The 15,481-nt window shown below is 58.4% G+C and carries 16 protein-coding genes; 1 reads left to right on the top strand and 15 read right to left on the bottom strand.

Annotated elements, in window-relative coordinates; all coding sequences use genetic code 11:
* Positions 1–47: 47 nt before the first annotated feature.
* The 15 genes from atpA to rpmH form a co-directional block, all read right to left on the bottom strand.
* Positions 48–1,592, bottom strand: a complete 1,545-nt coding sequence (gene atpA, locus E8E68_RS03585) for a F0F1 ATP synthase subunit alpha (protein ID WP_110743486.1) — start codon at positions 1,590–1,592, stop codon at positions 48–50.
* 21 nt (positions 1,593–1,613) lie between these two features.
* Positions 1,614–2,150 (bottom strand): F0F1 ATP synthase subunit delta, encoded by a 537-nt coding sequence (locus E8E68_RS03580; RefSeq protein ID WP_003253191.1) that lies wholly within the window; start codon positions 2,148–2,150, stop codon positions 1,614–1,616.
* Positions 2,151–2,162: 12 nt separating this feature from the next.
* Positions 2,163–2,633 (bottom strand): F0F1 ATP synthase subunit B, encoded by a 471-nt coding sequence (locus E8E68_RS03575; RefSeq protein ID WP_003253189.1) that lies wholly within the window; start codon positions 2,631–2,633, stop codon positions 2,163–2,165.
* Between the two features lie 59 nt (positions 2,634–2,692).
* Positions 2,693–2,950 carry a F0F1 ATP synthase subunit C gene (gene atpE / locus E8E68_RS03570; protein ID WP_003097235.1) on the bottom strand — a complete coding sequence of 86 codons (258 nt, stop codon included), beginning with the start codon at positions 2,948–2,950 and terminating at the stop codon, positions 2,693–2,695.
* A gap of 144 nt (positions 2,951–3,094) precedes the next feature.
* Positions 3,095–3,964 (bottom strand): F0F1 ATP synthase subunit A, encoded by an 870-nt coding sequence (gene atpB, locus E8E68_RS03565; RefSeq protein ID WP_003260030.1) that lies wholly within the window; start codon positions 3,962–3,964, stop codon positions 3,095–3,097.
* Between the two features lie 16 nt (positions 3,965–3,980).
* The gene (locus E8E68_RS03560; protein ID WP_009684665.1) at positions 3,981–4,388 is read right to left on the bottom strand and encodes a F0F1 ATP synthase subunit I; all 408 of its coding nucleotides are present in this window, start codon (positions 4,386–4,388) and stop codon (positions 3,981–3,983) included.
* A 149-nt stretch (positions 4,389–4,537) separates the two neighbouring features.
* Positions 4,538–5,410 (bottom strand): ParB/RepB/Spo0J family partition protein, encoded by an 873-nt coding sequence (locus E8E68_RS03555; protein ID WP_266032108.1) that lies wholly within the window; start codon positions 5,408–5,410, stop codon positions 4,538–4,540.
* Positions 5,411–5,419: 9 nt separating this feature from the next.
* The gene (locus tag E8E68_RS03550; protein ID WP_012274913.1) at positions 5,420–6,211 is read right to left on the bottom strand and encodes a ParA family protein; all 792 of its coding nucleotides are present in this window, start codon (positions 6,209–6,211) and stop codon (positions 5,420–5,422) included.
* A gap of 18 nt (positions 6,212–6,229) precedes the next feature.
* Entirely contained in the window at positions 6,230–6,880 is a 651-nt protein-coding gene (rsmG, locus tag E8E68_RS03545) for a 16S rRNA (guanine(527)-N(7))-methyltransferase RsmG (protein ID WP_266032107.1), read from the bottom strand.
* Positions 6,877–8,769 carry a tRNA uridine-5-carboxymethylaminomethyl(34) synthesis enzyme MnmG gene (mnmG, locus tag E8E68_RS03540; protein ID WP_110743608.1) on the bottom strand — a complete coding sequence of 631 codons (1,893 nt, stop codon included), beginning with the start codon at positions 8,767–8,769 and terminating at the stop codon, positions 6,877–6,879. The genes rsmG and mnmG overlap by 4 nt, the downstream gene beginning before the upstream one ends.
* Before the next feature lie 600 nt (positions 8,770–9,369).
* Positions 9,370–10,740: a tRNA uridine-5-carboxymethylaminomethyl(34) synthesis GTPase MnmE gene (gene mnmE / locus E8E68_RS03535; protein WP_280339745.1), complete on the bottom strand. Its 1,371-nt coding sequence runs from the start codon at positions 10,738–10,740 to the stop codon at positions 9,370–9,372.
* 88 nt (positions 10,741–10,828) lie between these two features.
* Complete coding sequence (gene yidC, locus E8E68_RS03530) at positions 10,829–12,511, bottom strand: membrane protein insertase YidC (protein WP_266032104.1); 1,683 nt, start codon at positions 12,509–12,511, stop codon at positions 10,829–10,831.
* 2 nt (positions 12,512–12,513) lie between these two features.
* On the bottom strand, positions 12,514–12,759 hold the full coding sequence (yidD, locus tag E8E68_RS03525) for a membrane protein insertion efficiency factor YidD (RefSeq protein ID WP_003253169.1): 246 nt from the start codon (positions 12,757–12,759) through the stop codon (positions 12,514–12,516).
* Entirely contained in the window at positions 12,752–13,156 is a 405-nt protein-coding gene (gene rnpA, locus E8E68_RS03520) for a ribonuclease P protein component (protein WP_110743492.1), read from the bottom strand. The genes yidD and rnpA overlap by 8 nt, the downstream gene beginning before the upstream one ends.
* 13 nt (positions 13,157–13,169) lie before the next feature.
* Entirely contained in the window at positions 13,170–13,304 is a 135-nt protein-coding gene (rpmH, locus tag E8E68_RS03515) for a 50S ribosomal protein L34 (protein ID WP_003253163.1), read from the bottom strand.
* Between the two features lie 595 nt (positions 13,305–13,899).
* Between rpmH and dnaA the strand changes: the two genes are divergently transcribed.
* Positions 13,900–15,444 carry a chromosomal replication initiator protein DnaA gene (dnaA, locus tag E8E68_RS03510; protein WP_280339741.1) on the top strand — a complete coding sequence of 515 codons (1,545 nt, stop codon included), beginning with the start codon at positions 13,900–13,902 and terminating at the stop codon, positions 15,442–15,444.
* Positions 15,445–15,481 lie beyond the last annotated feature (37 nt).

Genomic DNA, 15,481 nt, shown 5'->3' with positions numbered 1-15,481 from the left:
TATCACCTATCAGGTTAGCAAGCGGGGGCCGGAGCCCCCGCTGCGGCTTACCAGGTCTGGGTGGCCTTGAACTTCTCGATACCGGCTTTCAGGCCAGCGTCGATTTCGTCGTTGAAGTCACCCTTCACGTTGATCTTCGCCATCAGGTCGGCGTGATCACGGTTGAAGAAGGCGATCAGCGCTTGCTCGAAGCTACCGACCTTGGAGACTTCCACGTCAGTCAGGAAACCACGCTCAGCGGCATACAGCGACAGGGCCATGTCCGCGATGGACATCGGCGCGTACTGCTTCTGCTTCATCAGCTCGGTTACGCGCTGACCATGCTCCAGCTGCTTGCGGGTCGCTTCGTCCAGATCGGAAGCGAACTGGGCGAATGCAGCCAGTTCACGGTACTGAGCCAGAGCGGTACGAATACCACCGGACAGCTTCTTGATGATCTTGGTCTGAGCGGCACCACCTACGCGGGATACCGAAACACCGGCGTTCACTGCAGGGCGGATGCCCGAGTTGAACATGGCCGATTCCAGGAAGATCTGACCGTCGGTGATGGAAATCACGTTGGTCGGAACGAACGCAGAAACGTCGCCAGCCTGGGTTTCGATGATCGGCAGGGCGGTCAGGGAACCGGTCTTGCCAGTGACTGCGCCATTGGTGAACTTCTCGACGTACTCTTCGGAAACGCGCGATGCACGCTCCAGCAGACGGGAGTGGAGATAGAACACGTCACCTGGGTACGCTTCACGTCCTGGTGGACGGCGCAGCAGCAGGGAGATCTGACGGTAGGCAACGGCCTGCTTGGACAGGTCATCGTAAACGATCAGGGCGTCTTCACCGCGGTCACGGAAGAACTCGCCCATGGTGCAGCCGGCGTATGGCGCCAGGAACTGCAGTGCGGCGGATTCCGAAGCACTGGCAACGACCACGATGGTGTTGGCCAGGGCGCCGGTTTCTTCCAGCTTGCGAACGATGTTGGCAACGGTGGAACGCTTCTGGCCGACTGCAACATAAACACAGAAAATACCGGAGTCTTTCTGGTTGATGATGGCGTCGATGGCCATGGCGGTCTTGCCGATCTGACGGTCACCGATGATCAGCTCGCGCTGGCCACGGCCGACAGGGATCATGGCGTCGACGGACTTGTAGCCAGTCTGTACAGGCTGGTCTACCGACTTACGCCAGATCACGCCTGGAGCCACTTTCTCGACGGCGTCGGTCTGGGTGTTGCCCAGAGGACCTTTGCCGTCGATCGGGTTACCCAGTGCGTCAACGACGCGACCCAGCAGTTCCTTACCAACTGGAACTTCCAGGATGCGGCCGGTGCACTTGGCGCTCATGCCTTCGGCGAGGGTGTCATAGGCACCCAGGATCACTGCACCTACGGAGTCTTGCTCCAGGTTCAGGGCCATGCCGTAGACGCTGCCAGGGAACTCGATCATTTCGCCGTACATGACGTCGGCCAGACCGTGGATCCGCACGATACCGTCGGATACCGAAACAACGGTACCTTCGTTACGGGCTTGGGAGCTCACATCGAGGTTATCGATGCGGCCCTTGATGATTTCACTAATTTCGGAAGGATTGAGTTGCTGCATTGCTCTGCTGCCCCTTCAAACTCAAGATTTCAATGCTTCGGCCAGTTTCGCGATTTTGCCGCGAACAGAGCCATCGATTACCAGGTCACCAGCGCGGATGACGACGCCGCCAATCAGGCTGGCATCCTCCGACGCGTGCAGGCGCACTTCCTGGCCTAACCGTGCACTGAGAACCTTGGCGAGTTTGTCTTGCTGTTCTTGGTTCAACGCGAAGGCACTGGTGACTTCCACGTCCACGGATTTCTCTTGCTCGGCCTTGTACAGGTCGAACAGGGCGGCAATCTCCGGCAGGAGCAGGAGACGGTCGTTTTCCGCGGCAACATGAATGAAATTCTGTGCCTGTGCATTGAACTTGTCACCGCACACGTCAATGAACGTGGCGGCCTTTTCTGCGCTCGTCAGTCGCGGGGCCTTGAGCAGGCGCTGCATGGTGTCGTCTTGCGACACCGCAGCAGCCAGGCCGAGCATGGCTGACCAATTGGCCAGTTGCTGATGGGCCTGGGCATGCTCAAAGGCAGCCTTAGCGTAAGGTCGGGCCAACGTGGTCAGTTCTGCCATGATCGCCCTCGCTTAAATTTCAGCGGCCAGTTTGTTAACCAGCTCCGCATGCGCGTTTTGATCGATTGTGGCGCCAAGGATCTTTTCAGCACCACCAACGGCCAGGGCACCCACTTGGGCACGCAGGGCGTCTTTGGCGCTGTTCAGTTCCTGTTCGATCTCGGCCAGAGCCTGAGCCTTCACACGGTCAGCTTCGACGCGGGCCTGTTCACGGGCTTCCTCGACAAGCTGAGCAGCGCGTTTCTTGCTTTGCTCAATGATTTCGGCTGCCTGTGCTTTAGCTTCACGCAGTTGCTGACCCGCTTTTTCTTGGGCCAGCTCCAGGTCGCGAGCTGCGCGGTTGGCAGCGTCCAAGCCGTCGGCAATCTTCTTTTGACGCTCTTGCAGGGCAGTGATGACCGGAGGCCATACGTACTTCATGCAGAAGAGTACAAAAATCAGGAAGGCAACGGATTGGCCAATCAGGGTTGCATTAATATTCACGCCAACACCTCGCTCGGTCTTTGGTTCATCACAGCTATCAACTCGTGGTTAACGAGTGATTAGCCGGCGATTTGACCAACGAACGGATTCGCGAAGGTGAAGAACAGAGCGATACCAACACCGATCATGGTTACGGCGTCGAGCAGACCGGCAACGATGAACATTTTAACCTGCAGCATTGGAACCATTTCTGGCTGGCGAGCAGCGCCTTCCAGGAATTTGCCGCCCAGCAGGCCGAAACCAATGGCGGTACCCAGAGCACCCAGGCCGATCAGCAGAGCAACAGCGATAGCGGTCAGACCAACTACAGTTTCCATCTTTCCTCCCGACTTTTACGTCGTATTGGTTAGGTTTTTAAGTTGAAGCGGTAAAACAAATCGTTTGGTACAGCATGCCCTTGCGGACTTTTTAAGCCCTCCCCCCAAACGAGCGGGGAAGGCTATCAGACACGCCAGGCGGTCTTAATGGTTATCTTCGTGCGCCATCGACAGGTAGACGATGGTCAGCATCATGAAGATGAAAGCTTGCAGGGTGATGATCAGGATGTGGAACACGGCCCACGCCCATTGCAGCACCACACCCAGGCCGCTCAGCCAGAGCAGGCCAGAGCCGAACATGACGGCGATCAGGATGAACACCAGCTCGCCGGCGTACATGTTGCCGAACAGACGCAGTGCCAGCGAGATCGGCTTGGCGATCAGGGTGACGAATTCCAGCAGGAAGTTGACCGGAATCAGCAGGATCTGCACGAAGATGTTCTTGCTACCGAACGGGTGCAGGGTCAGCTCACCGATGAAACCGCCCAGGCCCTTGACCTTGATGCTGTAGAAGATGATCAAGGCGAACACGCAGAAGGCCATGGCCAGGGTCGCGTTCGGGTCGGTGGTCGACACGGCGCGGAACGGAATGTGCGGATCACCGGAAATCAGGATGGCCAGCTGAGGAATCCAGTCGACCGGTACCAGGTCGACGGCGTTCATCAGGAATACCCAGACGAAGATGGTCAGCGCCAGCGGTGCAATCACCGGGCTACGGCCGTGGAAGGAGTCCTTCACGCTGCCGTTGACGAAGTCGACCATCACCTCCACGAAGTTCTGCAGGCCGCCAGGCTGGCCGGAAGTCGCCTTCTTGGCCGCCATGCGGAAGATGAACAGGAAGATCAGACCCAGCGCGACGGACCAACCCAGGGTGTCCAGGTGGAACGCCCAGAAGCCCATTGCCTTGGCTTCTGCAGCCGAATGGGCAAAGCCCCAGCTGCCGTCTGGTAGTTGACCGTAGGTCAGGTTCTGCAAGTGGTGCTGGATATAGCCCGAAGCGGTTTCTGCTGCCATGGTTGCCTCAAACGCCCTAAGGTCTCGAAAGTCTTTTATTCATCAGCAGGGGCGCGAACCAGCTGACCAAAAGGGTCAACACGAAGACGCCGAAGACTGCTAACGGCGCCAGTGGCTTCACTCCTGCGAAGGTCAGTGCAAAAAGCACTGCCGTCAAAATCATCTTGCCTGCCTCGCCAGCGTAGAACGACTTGACGATGGCTTGTGCCGCCCGAGCTCCGCTGAAGCGAAAAGCCTTCCAGGCGAAATACACATTAGGCAGCCAGGCAATCAAACCTCCGCAAAGGCCTGAATATCCACTGACCGCCCCTTTCCACTGCCACAACACCAAGGTTGCCAGCAGGAATACGACGAATTGAGCCAGCAGTACCGGAAAAACCGCCCAGCGATGGAAAGGCAGGCGGTTTGGCGTGCGGATTTCCATCACAACTGCTCCTCGGAAGTCGACCAGCAAGTCAGTTATGACTTGGCATAATTTGTGCCGACAAAATGCGCGCAGAGTATAGGGGTGGATTAACCCCTATTCAACTATTCGGTAGTGATTTCCGACTGCGCGCTACAACAGGAATTGTTTCAGCGGATGTGAGCAAGCACGCCTTGCAACTCGTCAAGCGAGTTGTAGCGAATAACCAACTGGCCTTTGCCCTTGTTGCCATGACGGATCTGCACGGCCGAGCCCAGGCGCTCTGCGAGCCGCTGTTCAAGGCGTGCGATATCCGGATCAGGTTTGCTCGGTTCGACCGGTTCAGGCTTGTCGCTGAGCCACTGGCGAACCAGTGCTTCAGTTTGGCGCACAGTGAGGCCGCGTGCGACAACATGACGCGCCCCCTCCTCCTGACGGCTCTCGTCCAGACCGAGCAATGCGCGGGCGTGACCCATTTCCAGATCGCCATGGGCGAGCATGGTCTTGATCGCCTCGGGCAGGCTAATCAGGCGCAGCAGGTTGGCCACGGTCACCCGCGACTTGCCCACGGCATCCGCAACCTGTTGCTGGGTCAGCTCAAACTCTTGCTGCAGGCGCTGCAGGGCCAGAGCCTCTTCCAGTGGGTTGAGGTCTTCGCGCTGGATGTTCTCGATCAGCGCCATGGCAATGGCAGCTTCGTCAGCCACTTCACGGACCATGGCCGGGATGGTGTCCAGGCCGGCCTGCTGGGTGGCGCGCCAACGGCGCTCACCGGCAATGATCTCGTAACGGTTGTCGCCGATCGGACGAACCACGATCGGTTGCATCACGCCATGGCTGCGAATCGAGTGCGCAAGCTCTTCCAGCGCCTGAGGGTCCATGTCCCGGCGTGGCTGGTACTTGCCACGCTGGATCAGTTCGACCGGCAGGTGTTGCAGTTCTTTCTGGTCGATCTTCACAGCCTGCTCTTCGAGCGCGCTGACGGAGGGACCACTGAGCAGTGCATCCAACCCACGTCCGAGACCCCGTTTCTTGACGGCCATACGGATTCCTTAAGTTGTTTGTGCAGTGCGTGATTGACGGCGCTGACGGCGAACCAGTTCCCCCGCCAGGGCCAGATACGCCAGCGCGCCGCGCGATTGCTTGTCGTAAGCCAAGGCCGGCATGCCGAAGCTAGGGGCCTCGGCCAGGCGAATGTTGCGTGGAATGACGGTGTCGTACAGCTGTGGGCCGAAGTGCTCTTTCAACTGCGCCGAAACATCGTTGTTCAGGCTCAGGCGTGGGTCGTACATGGTCCGCAGCAAGCCTTCGATCTTCAGCTCCGGGTTCAGCCGGGCGGCGATGCGTTTGATGTTATCCACAAGGTCGCTGAGACCTTCCAGCGCGTAATACTCACACTGCATGGGGATAATCACGCCATCGGAAGCGACCAGCGCATTGAGCGTCAGCATCGACAGCGACGGCGGGCAGTCGATGAGGATGTAGTCGTAGTTTTCGCGGATCGGCGCCAGCGCGTTGCGCAGGCGGCTTTCCTTGACCTGCATTTCCAGCAGCACCACTTCGGCGGCGGTCAGGTCACGGTTGGCCGGAAGCAGCTGGAAACCACCATGCTCGGAGTAATGCATGGCCTGAGCCAAGTCACATTCCCCGATAAGCAGGTCGTAGACCGAGTGCTCGAGCTCATGTTTGTCCACACCGCTGCCCATGGTGGCGTTGCCCTGCGGATCGAGGTCGATCAGCAGCACACGACGCTTGGTCGCGGCCAGCGAGGCGGCGAGATTGATACAGGTGGTGGTCTTGCCTACACCACCTTTCTGGTTCGCGATTGCGAATACCTTAGCCATTGATGCGCGTGTTCCCAGTCATGCCTTGCGGCGCAGTATCAGCAGATGGCGCTGGCCCTGGCAACCCGGAACGGTCAGGGCCTGTTCGCTTTCCACTGTGAAGTCTGCGGGCAATGCTACCAGTTCATCGGCAGGATGCAGCCCCTTCATTGCAAGCCATTGCGTCCCGGTGTCGCCCAGGTGGCGGGTCCAGTTGGTGAAGTTCTCCATGCTGCTGAAAGCACGAGAAATGATTCCGTCGAACGCTTGTGCTGGCTGGAAGGCCTCTACCCGGCTGTGGATAACCGCGAGGTTGTCCAGCTTGAGCTCCATTTTCACTTGGGTCAGGAAGCGGGTTTTCTTGCCATTGGCGTCCAGCACAGTGACACGCTTGTGTGGATGCAGGATAGCCAGCGGGATGCCGGGCATGCCACCGCCGCTGCCAACATCCAACCAGTTGTCACGGTCGTTGTGGATAAACGACATGACGCTGAGACTGTCGAGCAGGTGACGCGAGACCATCTCGTCTGGGTCGCGCACGGCAGTCAGGTTGTAGGCTTTGTTCCATTTGATCAACAGAGCCAGGTAGCCAAGCAGCTTCTCGTGCTGCTCGGCAGTCAGCTCGACACCAAGCTGTCGTGCACCTGTGGACAACTCTTCAGCGTGTTGCGGGGTGACCAGGGAACTCAAGCGCTTTGCTCCAATTCGCGGCCAGCGCCGCGTTTTTTCAAGTGAATCAGCAACAGGGAAATTGCCGCAGGGGTCACACCCGGGATACGCGAAGCCTGGCCCAGCGTCTCCGGACGGGTCTGGCTCAGCTTGCCCTGTATCTCCTTGGACAGGCCGGAAATCGACGTGTAGTCGATATCCACAGGCAGCCGGGTGTCTTCGCTGGCGCGCAGTCGGGCAATTTCATCCTGCTGGCGGTCGATGTAACCGGCGTACTTGGTGCGGATTTCTACCTGCTCGGCAACCTGTGGATCGATCGCTTCACCGCCAGTCGCTTCGATCAGGCCGGCGTAGTCGATTTCTGGGCGTGCCAGCAGGTTGAGCAGGCTGTACTCGTGGCTCAGCGGAGTGCCGAATTTATCCACAACCGCCTGGCCTTGCTCGGTATTCGGGCGAACCCAAGTCGATTTCAGGCGCTGTTCCTCACGCTCGATACCGTCGCGCTTGGCGCAGAACGCAGCCCAGCGCTGGTCATCGATCAGGCCCAGTTCACGGCCCTTTTCGGTCAGGCGCAAGTCGGCGTTGTCTTCGCGCAGTATCAGCCGGTACTCGGCACGCGAGGTAAACATGCGGTACGGCTCCTGGGTACCCAAGGTAATCAGGTCGTCCACCAGTACACCGATGTAAGCCTCGTCACGGCGCGGGCACCAGCTGTCACGGCCCTGCGCCCGCAGTGCGGCGTTGGTCCCGGCCAGCAGGCCTTGGGCACCGGCTTCTTCGTACCCGGTGGTGCCGTTGATCTGCCCGGCAAAGAACAGGCCGCCGATGACTTTTGTCTCGAGGCTGTACTTGAGATCACGCGGGTCGAAGTAGTCGTACTCGATGGCGTAGCCGGGGCGCACGATGTGGGCGTTTTCCATGCCACGGATGGAACGCACGAGCTCCAACTGCACGTCGAATGGCAGCGAAGTGGATATTCCGTTGGGGTACAGCTCATGGGTGGTCAGGCCTTCCGGCTCAATGAACACCTGGTGGCTTTCCTTGTCGGCGAAGCGGTGGATCTTGTCTTCGATCGACGGGCAGTAGCGTGGACCGACCCCTTCGATCACGCCCGAGTACATCGGCGAACGGTCGAGGTTCGAGGCAATGATCTCGTGAGTGCGTGCGTTCGTATGGGTAATCCAGCAACTCACCTGGCGCGGGTGCATGTCGGCATTGCCCATGAACGACATCACCGGGATCGGGGTATCGCCTGGCTGCTCGGTCATGACCGAGAAGTCCACCGAACGCCCATCAATGCGTGGCGGGGTCCCGGTTTTCAGGCGGCCAACGCGCAGCGGCAGTTCACGCATGCGGTGGGCCAGGGCAATCGAAGGCGGGTCACCGGCGCGACCGCCGGAATGGTTTTGCAAACCGATGTGGATAAGGCCACCGAGGAAGGTGCCGGTGGTAAGTACCACTGATTCTGCGAAGAAACGCAGGCCCATCTGGGTCACTACGCCTTTGACCTGATCCTGCTCGACGATGAGGTCGTCGCAGGATTGCTGGAATATCCACAGGTTCGGCTGGTTTTCCAGGATTTCACGCACCACTGCCTTGTAGATGGCGCGGTCGGCCTGCGCACGGGTGGCGCGTACGGCCGGGCCCTTGCGGTTGTTCAGAACGCGGAACTGGATGCCGCTCTTGTCGGTGGCCAGCGCCATGGCGCCGCCGAGGGCATCGATCTCTTTGACCAGATGGCTTTTGCCAATACCGCCAATAGCGGGGTTGCAGCTCATGTGACCGAGGGTTTCCACGTTATGGGTCAACAGCAGGGTTTTCACACCCATGCGTGCAGACGCAAGCGCAGCCTCGGTACCGGCATGGCCGCCGCCGATGACGATCACTTCAAAACGGGAAGGGAAATCCACCACGCACCTCGTGCCTGTTTTTGCGAATAGAGAAGGTAAGCGGACAAGTATAGGGACTTAGCCCCCCTTAAAGAAACCGTCTGAGCAAATTTTGACCAGTCTGTGGATGAGTGGCAAACAACAGAAATCAAAGAGGAAAAATTTAAAAAAGCTTTGTTTTTATGTTTATTCTTATGCACACCCATATCTGTGGATAAAGCTCTACAGCCCATATCTCACGCTGTGTATAGAGAAATTAAACCCTGTGTCTGGAGTGCCATGAGGGCTATGGATAACCCATTTTAGCCTGTGGATTAAATGCCTATTTACCCACAGGGCGCTTTGTCCTCAGAAAAAAAGCCTGCTTATCAACGGAGCTGAAGCCGGGTTTTCCACAGGGCTCCTGACGGCGAATCGGCGCCTGTGATCAAATTTTTTCTTCCGTCATTGGCTTTTTGGCGAGTAATCCCCTCCCACAGAAGGACCTACTCACAAAAAAATGGATGGCTTTAACCCTGGGAGCCGCTTTTCGAGCATGAGGTCAGCGTGACAACTGCATAAATGCCAGGCAAAAAAAAGCCGCTCCAGAGGGAGCGGCGTTTGGCTTTGGATGGCTGTGGATTACTTTCCGATGCAGAAGCTGGAGAAAATACGCCCCAGCAGGTCATCGGAGCTGAATGCTCCGGTGATCTCACCCAGGGCGTGCTGGGCCTGCCGTAGGTCTTCCGCCAACAGCTCTCCCGCGCCCGCCAGCGTCAGTTGTGCGCGGCCGTGTTCCAGGTGCGCACTGGCCTGGCGCAAAGCATCCAGATGGCGCCTGCGAGCGCTGAAACCGCTCTCGGCGGTCTGCTCATAACCCATACAAGCTTTCAGGTGGTCGCGCAGCAACTGCAGGCCCGCATCGTCACCTTTGGCGCTGAGAGTGATTGTGACATGGCCGTCATCGCACTGTTCCAGCGCCACCCGCTCACCACTCAGGTCAGCCTTGTTACGAATCAGCGTGACCTTGGCCGGGTCCGGGCGCTGGTCGAGAAACTCTGGCCACAGGGCGAACGGGTCGCTGGCCTCGGGGGCAGTGGAGTCGACGACCAGCAGCACCCGGTCCGCTTCGCCGATGGCCTTGAGCGCGCGTTCTACGCCGATCTTTTCCACATGGTCATCAGTAGTGCGCAAACCAGCTGTATCAACCACATGAAGCGGCATCCCGTCGATGTGGATATGTTCGCGCAGGATGTCCCGGGTGGTGCCAGCGATATCAGTGACGATGGCAGCTTCGCGCCCGGCCAACTGGTTCAGCAGGCTCGATTTGCCGGCATTGGGCCGCCCAGCGATGACTACGGTCATGCCGTCACGCAGCAGCGCACCCTGCCCGGCTTCGCGCTGCACGGTGGATAACTCGCCGCGCACTGCATCGAGCATAGACAACACGTGGCCATCGGCGAGGAAATCGATTTCCTCCTCTGGGAAGTCGATCGCTGCTTCAACGTAGATACGCAGGGCAATCAACGCCTCGGTCAAGCTGTGCACACGTTTGGAGAATTCACCTTGCAGCGAGCGCAGGGCATTGCGCGCGGCCTGGCTGGAACTGGCCTCGATCAGGTCGGCAATGGCTTCGGCCTGGGCCAGGTCAAGCTTGTCGTTGAGGAATGCGCGCTCGCTGAACTCGCCCGGCCGGGCCAGCCGGCAGCCGACTTGTACACAGCGCTGCAGCAGCATGTCCAGAACCACCGGGCCACCGTGGCCCTGAAGTTCAAGCACATCCTCGCCAGTGAACGAATTCGGCCCGGGAAAATACAACGCGATGCCTTCGTCCAGTACCAGCCCTTCCTCGTCGCGGAATGGGCCGTAGTGGGCGTGGCGAGGGGTAAGTGTACGACCGGTGATCAACTGGCCGGCCTTGGCAGCCAGCGGGCCGGACAACCTGACAATCCCCACACCACCGCGGCCCTGGGCGGTAGCAATGGCGGCGATGGTTTCACGCACAATGTTCATGCTCGAAAGCCTCTACGACAAAAACGACAGATAGCAAAAACGCCCCACTAGGGGGCGTTTTTTATTCACAGGCTAGCGCAGTAGCCCGTCAAGCAGCAGCTTTTTTCGTTGCTGCTTCGATGCGGCGGGTAATGTACCACTGCTGCGAAATCGACAGGCAGTTGTTCACAACCCAGTACAGCACCAGACCAGCCGGGAACCACAGGAAGAAGAAGGTGAAGATGATTGGCATCATTTTCATCACCTTGGCCTGCATCGGATCCGGCGGCGTCGGGTTCAGGCGCTGTTGGATGAACATGGTGGCGCCCATGATGATCGGCAGGATGAAGAACGGATCCTTGATCGACAGGTCGGTAATCCACAGCATCCATGGGGCCTGGCGCATTTCCACGCTTTCCAGCAGCACCCAGTACAGGGCCAGGAACACCGGCATCTGGACCAGGATCGGCAGGCAGCCGCCCAACGGGTTGATCTTCTCTTTCTTGTACAGCTCCATCATTGCCTGGGACATCTTCTGGCGGTCATCACCGAAGCGTTCCTTCAGAGCGGCAAGTTTTGGAGCAACGGCACGCATACGCGCCATGGAGCGGTAGCTGGCAGCCGACAGTGGGAAGAACAGGCCTTTGATCAGCATGGTCAGCACGATGATCGACCAGCCCCAGTTGCCCAGCAGGCTGTGGATATGTTGCAGCAGCCAGAAGATCGGCTGGGCGATGAACCACAGGAAGCCGTAGTCGACGGTCAATTCCAGGCCTGGGGACAACTCTTTCAGCTTGGACTGGATCTTCGGGCCAGCGTACAGCATGGCACTGGTTTCGACCTTACCACCTGCAGGTACGTTAAGCGCCGGACCGGTGTAGCCGATGATGTAGTTGCCCTGGCTGTCCTTACGGGTCTGGACAACGTTGTTGTCCGACTTGGCCGGAATCCAGGCAGTCACGAAGTAGTGCTGAAGCCAGGCCACCCAGCCGCCAGACACATTTTCTTTCAAACTACCTTTGTCGATGTCCTTCATCGAGACCTTTTTGTAAGGCTCGGCAGCTGTCCACAGGGCCGCACCCAGGTAGGTTGCGGTACCGGTGGCAGTGCTGGAAGAAGGATCGCCGCTGGCGTCACGCTTGAGCTGGGCAAACATGTTGCCGCTCCAGGCCTGGCCGCTCTGGTTGTCGATCAGGTAGCTGACATTCAGGTCGTACTCACCGCGCTTGAAGCTGAAGCGCTTGATGTAGTTGACGCCGTTGTCGCTGAACTTCAGGTCAACCACCAGTTGCTGCTGGCCGTCAGCCAGTTGGTAGCTCTTCTGTTCTGCGGCATACAGCGGGCGGCCGCTGGCGCGGGCATCCGGGCCGTTGGCACCGGTAAGGCCGCTTTGTGCCAGGTAGACACGCTCGCCACCATTGTCGAACAACTGGAATGGAATGTCCGGATGGTCCTGACGGCGTGGGTACTTGGGCAGGTTCAACTGGACGATGTCACCACCGACCGGATCGATAGCCAGTTCCAGAACGTCGGTCTTGACTCGGATCAGGTCCTTGCTGAGTGCGACCGGTGCCAGTTCGGCAGGGCTCGATTCGGCGTTGGCGCTCGGTACATCGGCGCTGGCACCGTTGTTACCGGCCGGCACGCCATCGGGCAAGCCCGGAGCAACAGTGCTGGCAGCAGTATTCTGAGTCGGCAGGGCAGCCTGGCCGTAGTCATCGTTCCACTTCAGGACCATGACGTAGGACACGACTGCCAGCGCGGCGATCAGGATCGTGCGTTTAATATCCATGATTACTCGGCTATCGAAGAAGTTCGGGAGGAAGGAGCGGGTGGAACGGGGTCGAAACCGCCGTCATTCCACGGATGACAACGCCCCAGGCGACGAACGGCCAGCCACCCACCACGCCAGATGCCATGGTTTTCGATGGCTTCATACGCGTAACAGGAGCAACTGGGGAAGAAACGACAGTGATTGGCCATCAGAGGACTAATGGCATAACGGTAAAACTGGATCGGAACGAGTGCCAGTTTACGCATCTTGGCTGTCTACCCCTGCGGAATCGGCGATTACTGCTGGGGTTGGCCGGCTGCGCGCCAGGCGTTTCCAGAGCTTGCCAAAGTGTTGGTGCAATTCCGGGTTTTCTACCTCACCCAATCCCTTGCGCGCGACGATCACGATGTCCAACCCGGCAAGCATGTGCTGGTTCAGACGAAAGGAATCGCGCATCAAGCGCTTGAGGCGATTGCGTTGAACGGCGAGCTTGACGCTCTTCTTGCCGATCACCAGGCCGAGGCGTGGGTGATCAAGGCCGTTCTCGCGAGCAAGGATCAGCAGGTTTTTCCCTGGAACCTTGCCGGTTGGGGAGTCGAAGACCGCTTTGAAGTGCCGGGGTGTAAGCAGTCGCTTTTCCCGACTGAAGTCCTGACTCACCACCTGTGCCGAAAAATCAAATGGCCAGACGCTTACGGCCTTTGGCACGACGACGCGACAGAACAGCACGGCCGTTCTTGGTAGCCATACGGGCACGGAAACCGTGAGTGCGCGCGCGCTTGATGGTGCTTGGTTGGAAAGTACGTTTCATGGCGTGTTACCTGGTTTGTCGACGACGGGCCGGGATGGCCCCCTTTTTAAGAGACCGGCGATTCTAGAGAAAGCAAGCCCGTAGGTCAATTTCCAACCAGTCTTTCCATATAGAGCATGTGATGGACGGTGCCTGTGGGTGGATCACCGACTGCTGCTTGATCGGACACATGAATCGGGGACAACATGAAAAAAAAAGAGAGACATATAAAAAGCTTTTCTGAAGAACTTATAAATCTTAGGTAGGCGACTGTCTGTGGATAACACGCTATAGGCCAGTAAATACGGGCTGTACAGAATTTCACAACCGTGTTCTCAACCGGTGCTCCGCTTGTTCCCATCGTGCGCAGAAGCTGTGGATGAAATCGTTGATTATCCACAAGCGAGTTATCAACAGGCTGACACCCAGGGTTGTGCATAGCCCTCAGTGTCGGTTATCCACAGGGTTTATTCACAGCGCGGTAAAGACGTTTTGGTCGATAAATGGCTGTTTTGTCATGGATCCTAACGTGTCCACATGTGGATAACTGAACGCTCGACCGGTACAATGGCGGTTTGTTTTTGCCTCATCCGGCTTTCAAACTCAGGGGATATCCGTGTCAGTGGAACTTTGGCAGCAGTGCGTAGAGCTTCTGCGCGATGAACTGCCTGCCCAGCAATTCAACACCTGGATCCGTCCGCTACAGGTCGAAGCCGAAGGCGACGAGTTGCGCGTCTATGCGCCTAACCGTTTCGTTCTCGATTGGGTCAATGAAAAGTACCTGGGCCGCTTGCTCGAGCTGTTGGGGGAAAATGGCAGCGGTATTGCACCGGCCCTCTCCTTGTTGATAGGCAGTCGTCGCAGTTCTGCGCCCCGTGCTGCACCCAACGCGCCGGTAAGCGCGGCGGTGGCGGCTTCGCTGGCGCAAAACCAGGCGCAGAGCCAGCCCCAAAAACCTGTGTCGGCAGTACCGGCGGTCGATCCGGTCCCGGTCACCCTTGCCGAGCCTGTGCTCGTCGATGAAATGGCTGAGGCGTCCACACGCGACAGCTTCGATGCCATGGCTGAACCGGCCACGGCGCCGGCCAGCAGTGGCCGGACCGAGCAGCGCACTGTGCAGGTTGAAGGTGCGCTCAAGCACACCAGCTACCTGAACCGAACTTTCACTTTCGACACCTTTGTCGAAGGCAAGTCGAACCAGCTGGCACGCGCGGCTGCCTGGCAGGTAGCGGATAACCCTAAGCATGGTTATAACCCGCTGTTCCTTTATGGTGGCGTGGGCCTGGGTAAAACCCACCTGATGCATGCTGTGGGTAACCACCTGCTGAAGAAGAACCCGAATGCCAAGGTCGTGTATCTGCATTCGGAGCGTTTCGTGGCCGACATGGTCAAGGCGCTACAGCTCAACGCCATCAACGAATTCAAGCGCTTCTATCGCTCGGTGGATGCGTTGCTGATCGACGATATCCAGTTCTTCGCCCGTAAAGAGCGCTCACAGGAAGAGTTTTTCCACACCTTCAATGCCCTGCTTGAGGGTGGTCAGCAGGTAATCCTTACCTCCGACCGCTACCCCAAGGAGATCGAAGGCCTGGAAGAGCGCCTGAAGTCACGCTTTGGCTGGGGCCTGACGGTTGCTGTCGAGCCGCCAGAACTGGAAACACGCGTGGCGATCCTCATGAAGAAGGCCGACCAGGCCAAGGTCGAGCTGCCGCATGATGCCGCCTTCTTCATTGCCCAGCGCATCCGTTCCAACGTACGTGAACTGGAAGGTGCACTGAAGCGGGTGATCGCGCATTCGCACTTCATGGGTCGCGACATTACCATCGAGCTGATTCGCGAGTCGCTGAAGGATCTGCTGGCGCTGCAAGACAAGCTGGTCAGTGTGGATAACATTCAGCGTACCGTCGCTGAGTACTACAAGATCAAGATCTCCGATCTGTTGTCCAAGCGGCGTTCGCGTTCTGTCGCGCGTCCGCGGCAGGTGGCCATGGCCCTGTCCAAGGAGCTGACCAACCACAGTCTGCCGGAAATCGGCGACATGTTCGGTGGCCGCGACCATACGACCGTGCTGCACGCCTGCCGCAAGATCAATGAACTGAAGGAATCCGACGCGGACATCCGCGAGGACTACAAGAACCTGCTGCGGACGCTGACGACCTGATGGCCGTCTGCGCAGCTAATTGAAGGCAAGGGACTAG

This window comes from Pseudomonas sp. BN607, assembly GCF_029871175.1.
Lineage (GTDB): Bacteria > Pseudomonadota > Gammaproteobacteria > Pseudomonadales > Pseudomonadaceae > Aquipseudomonas.
Note: the sequence above shows the minus strand (reverse complement) of the source record. Positions and strands in the feature narration are given on the sequence as shown.

Bases quoted from the DNA above. Each gene is read 5' to 3' on its own strand.
- atpA (WP_110743486.1), bottom strand. From the start codon at position 1,592: ATGCAGCAACTCAATCCTTCCGAAATTAGTGAAATCATCAAGGGCCGC.
- E8E68_RS03580 (WP_003253191.1), bottom strand. From the start codon at position 2,150: ATGGCAGAACTGACCACGTTGGCCCGACCTTACGCTAAGGCTGCCTTT.
- atpE (WP_003097235.1), bottom strand. From the start codon at position 2,950: ATGGAAACTGTAGTTGGTCTGACCGCTATCGCTGTTGCTCTGCTGATC.
- atpB (WP_003260030.1), bottom strand. From the start codon at position 3,964: ATGGCAGCAGAAACCGCTTCGGGCTATATCCAGCACCACTTGCAGAAC.
- E8E68_RS03560 (WP_009684665.1), bottom strand. From the start codon at position 4,388: ATGGAAATCCGCACGCCAAACCGCCTGCCTTTCCATCGCTGGGCGGTT.
- E8E68_RS03555 (WP_266032108.1), bottom strand. From the start codon at position 5,410: ATGGCCGTCAAGAAACGGGGTCTCGGACGTGGGTTGGATGCACTGCTC.
- E8E68_RS03550 (WP_012274913.1), bottom strand. From the start codon at position 6,211: ATGGCTAAGGTATTCGCAATCGCGAACCAGAAAGGTGGTGTAGGCAAG.
- mnmE (WP_280339745.1), bottom strand. From the start codon at position 10,740: ATGAACATTGTGCGTGAAACCATCGCCGCCATTGCTACCGCCCAGGGC.
- yidC (WP_266032104.1), bottom strand. From the start codon at position 12,511: ATGGATATTAAACGCACGATCCTGATCGCCGCGCTGGCAGTCGTGTCC.
- yidD (WP_003253169.1), bottom strand. From the start codon at position 12,759: ATGCGTAAACTGGCACTCGTTCCGATCCAGTTTTACCGTTATGCCATT.
- rpmH (WP_003253163.1), bottom strand. From the start codon at position 13,304: ATGAAACGTACTTTCCAACCAAGCACCATCAAGCGCGCGCGCACTCAC.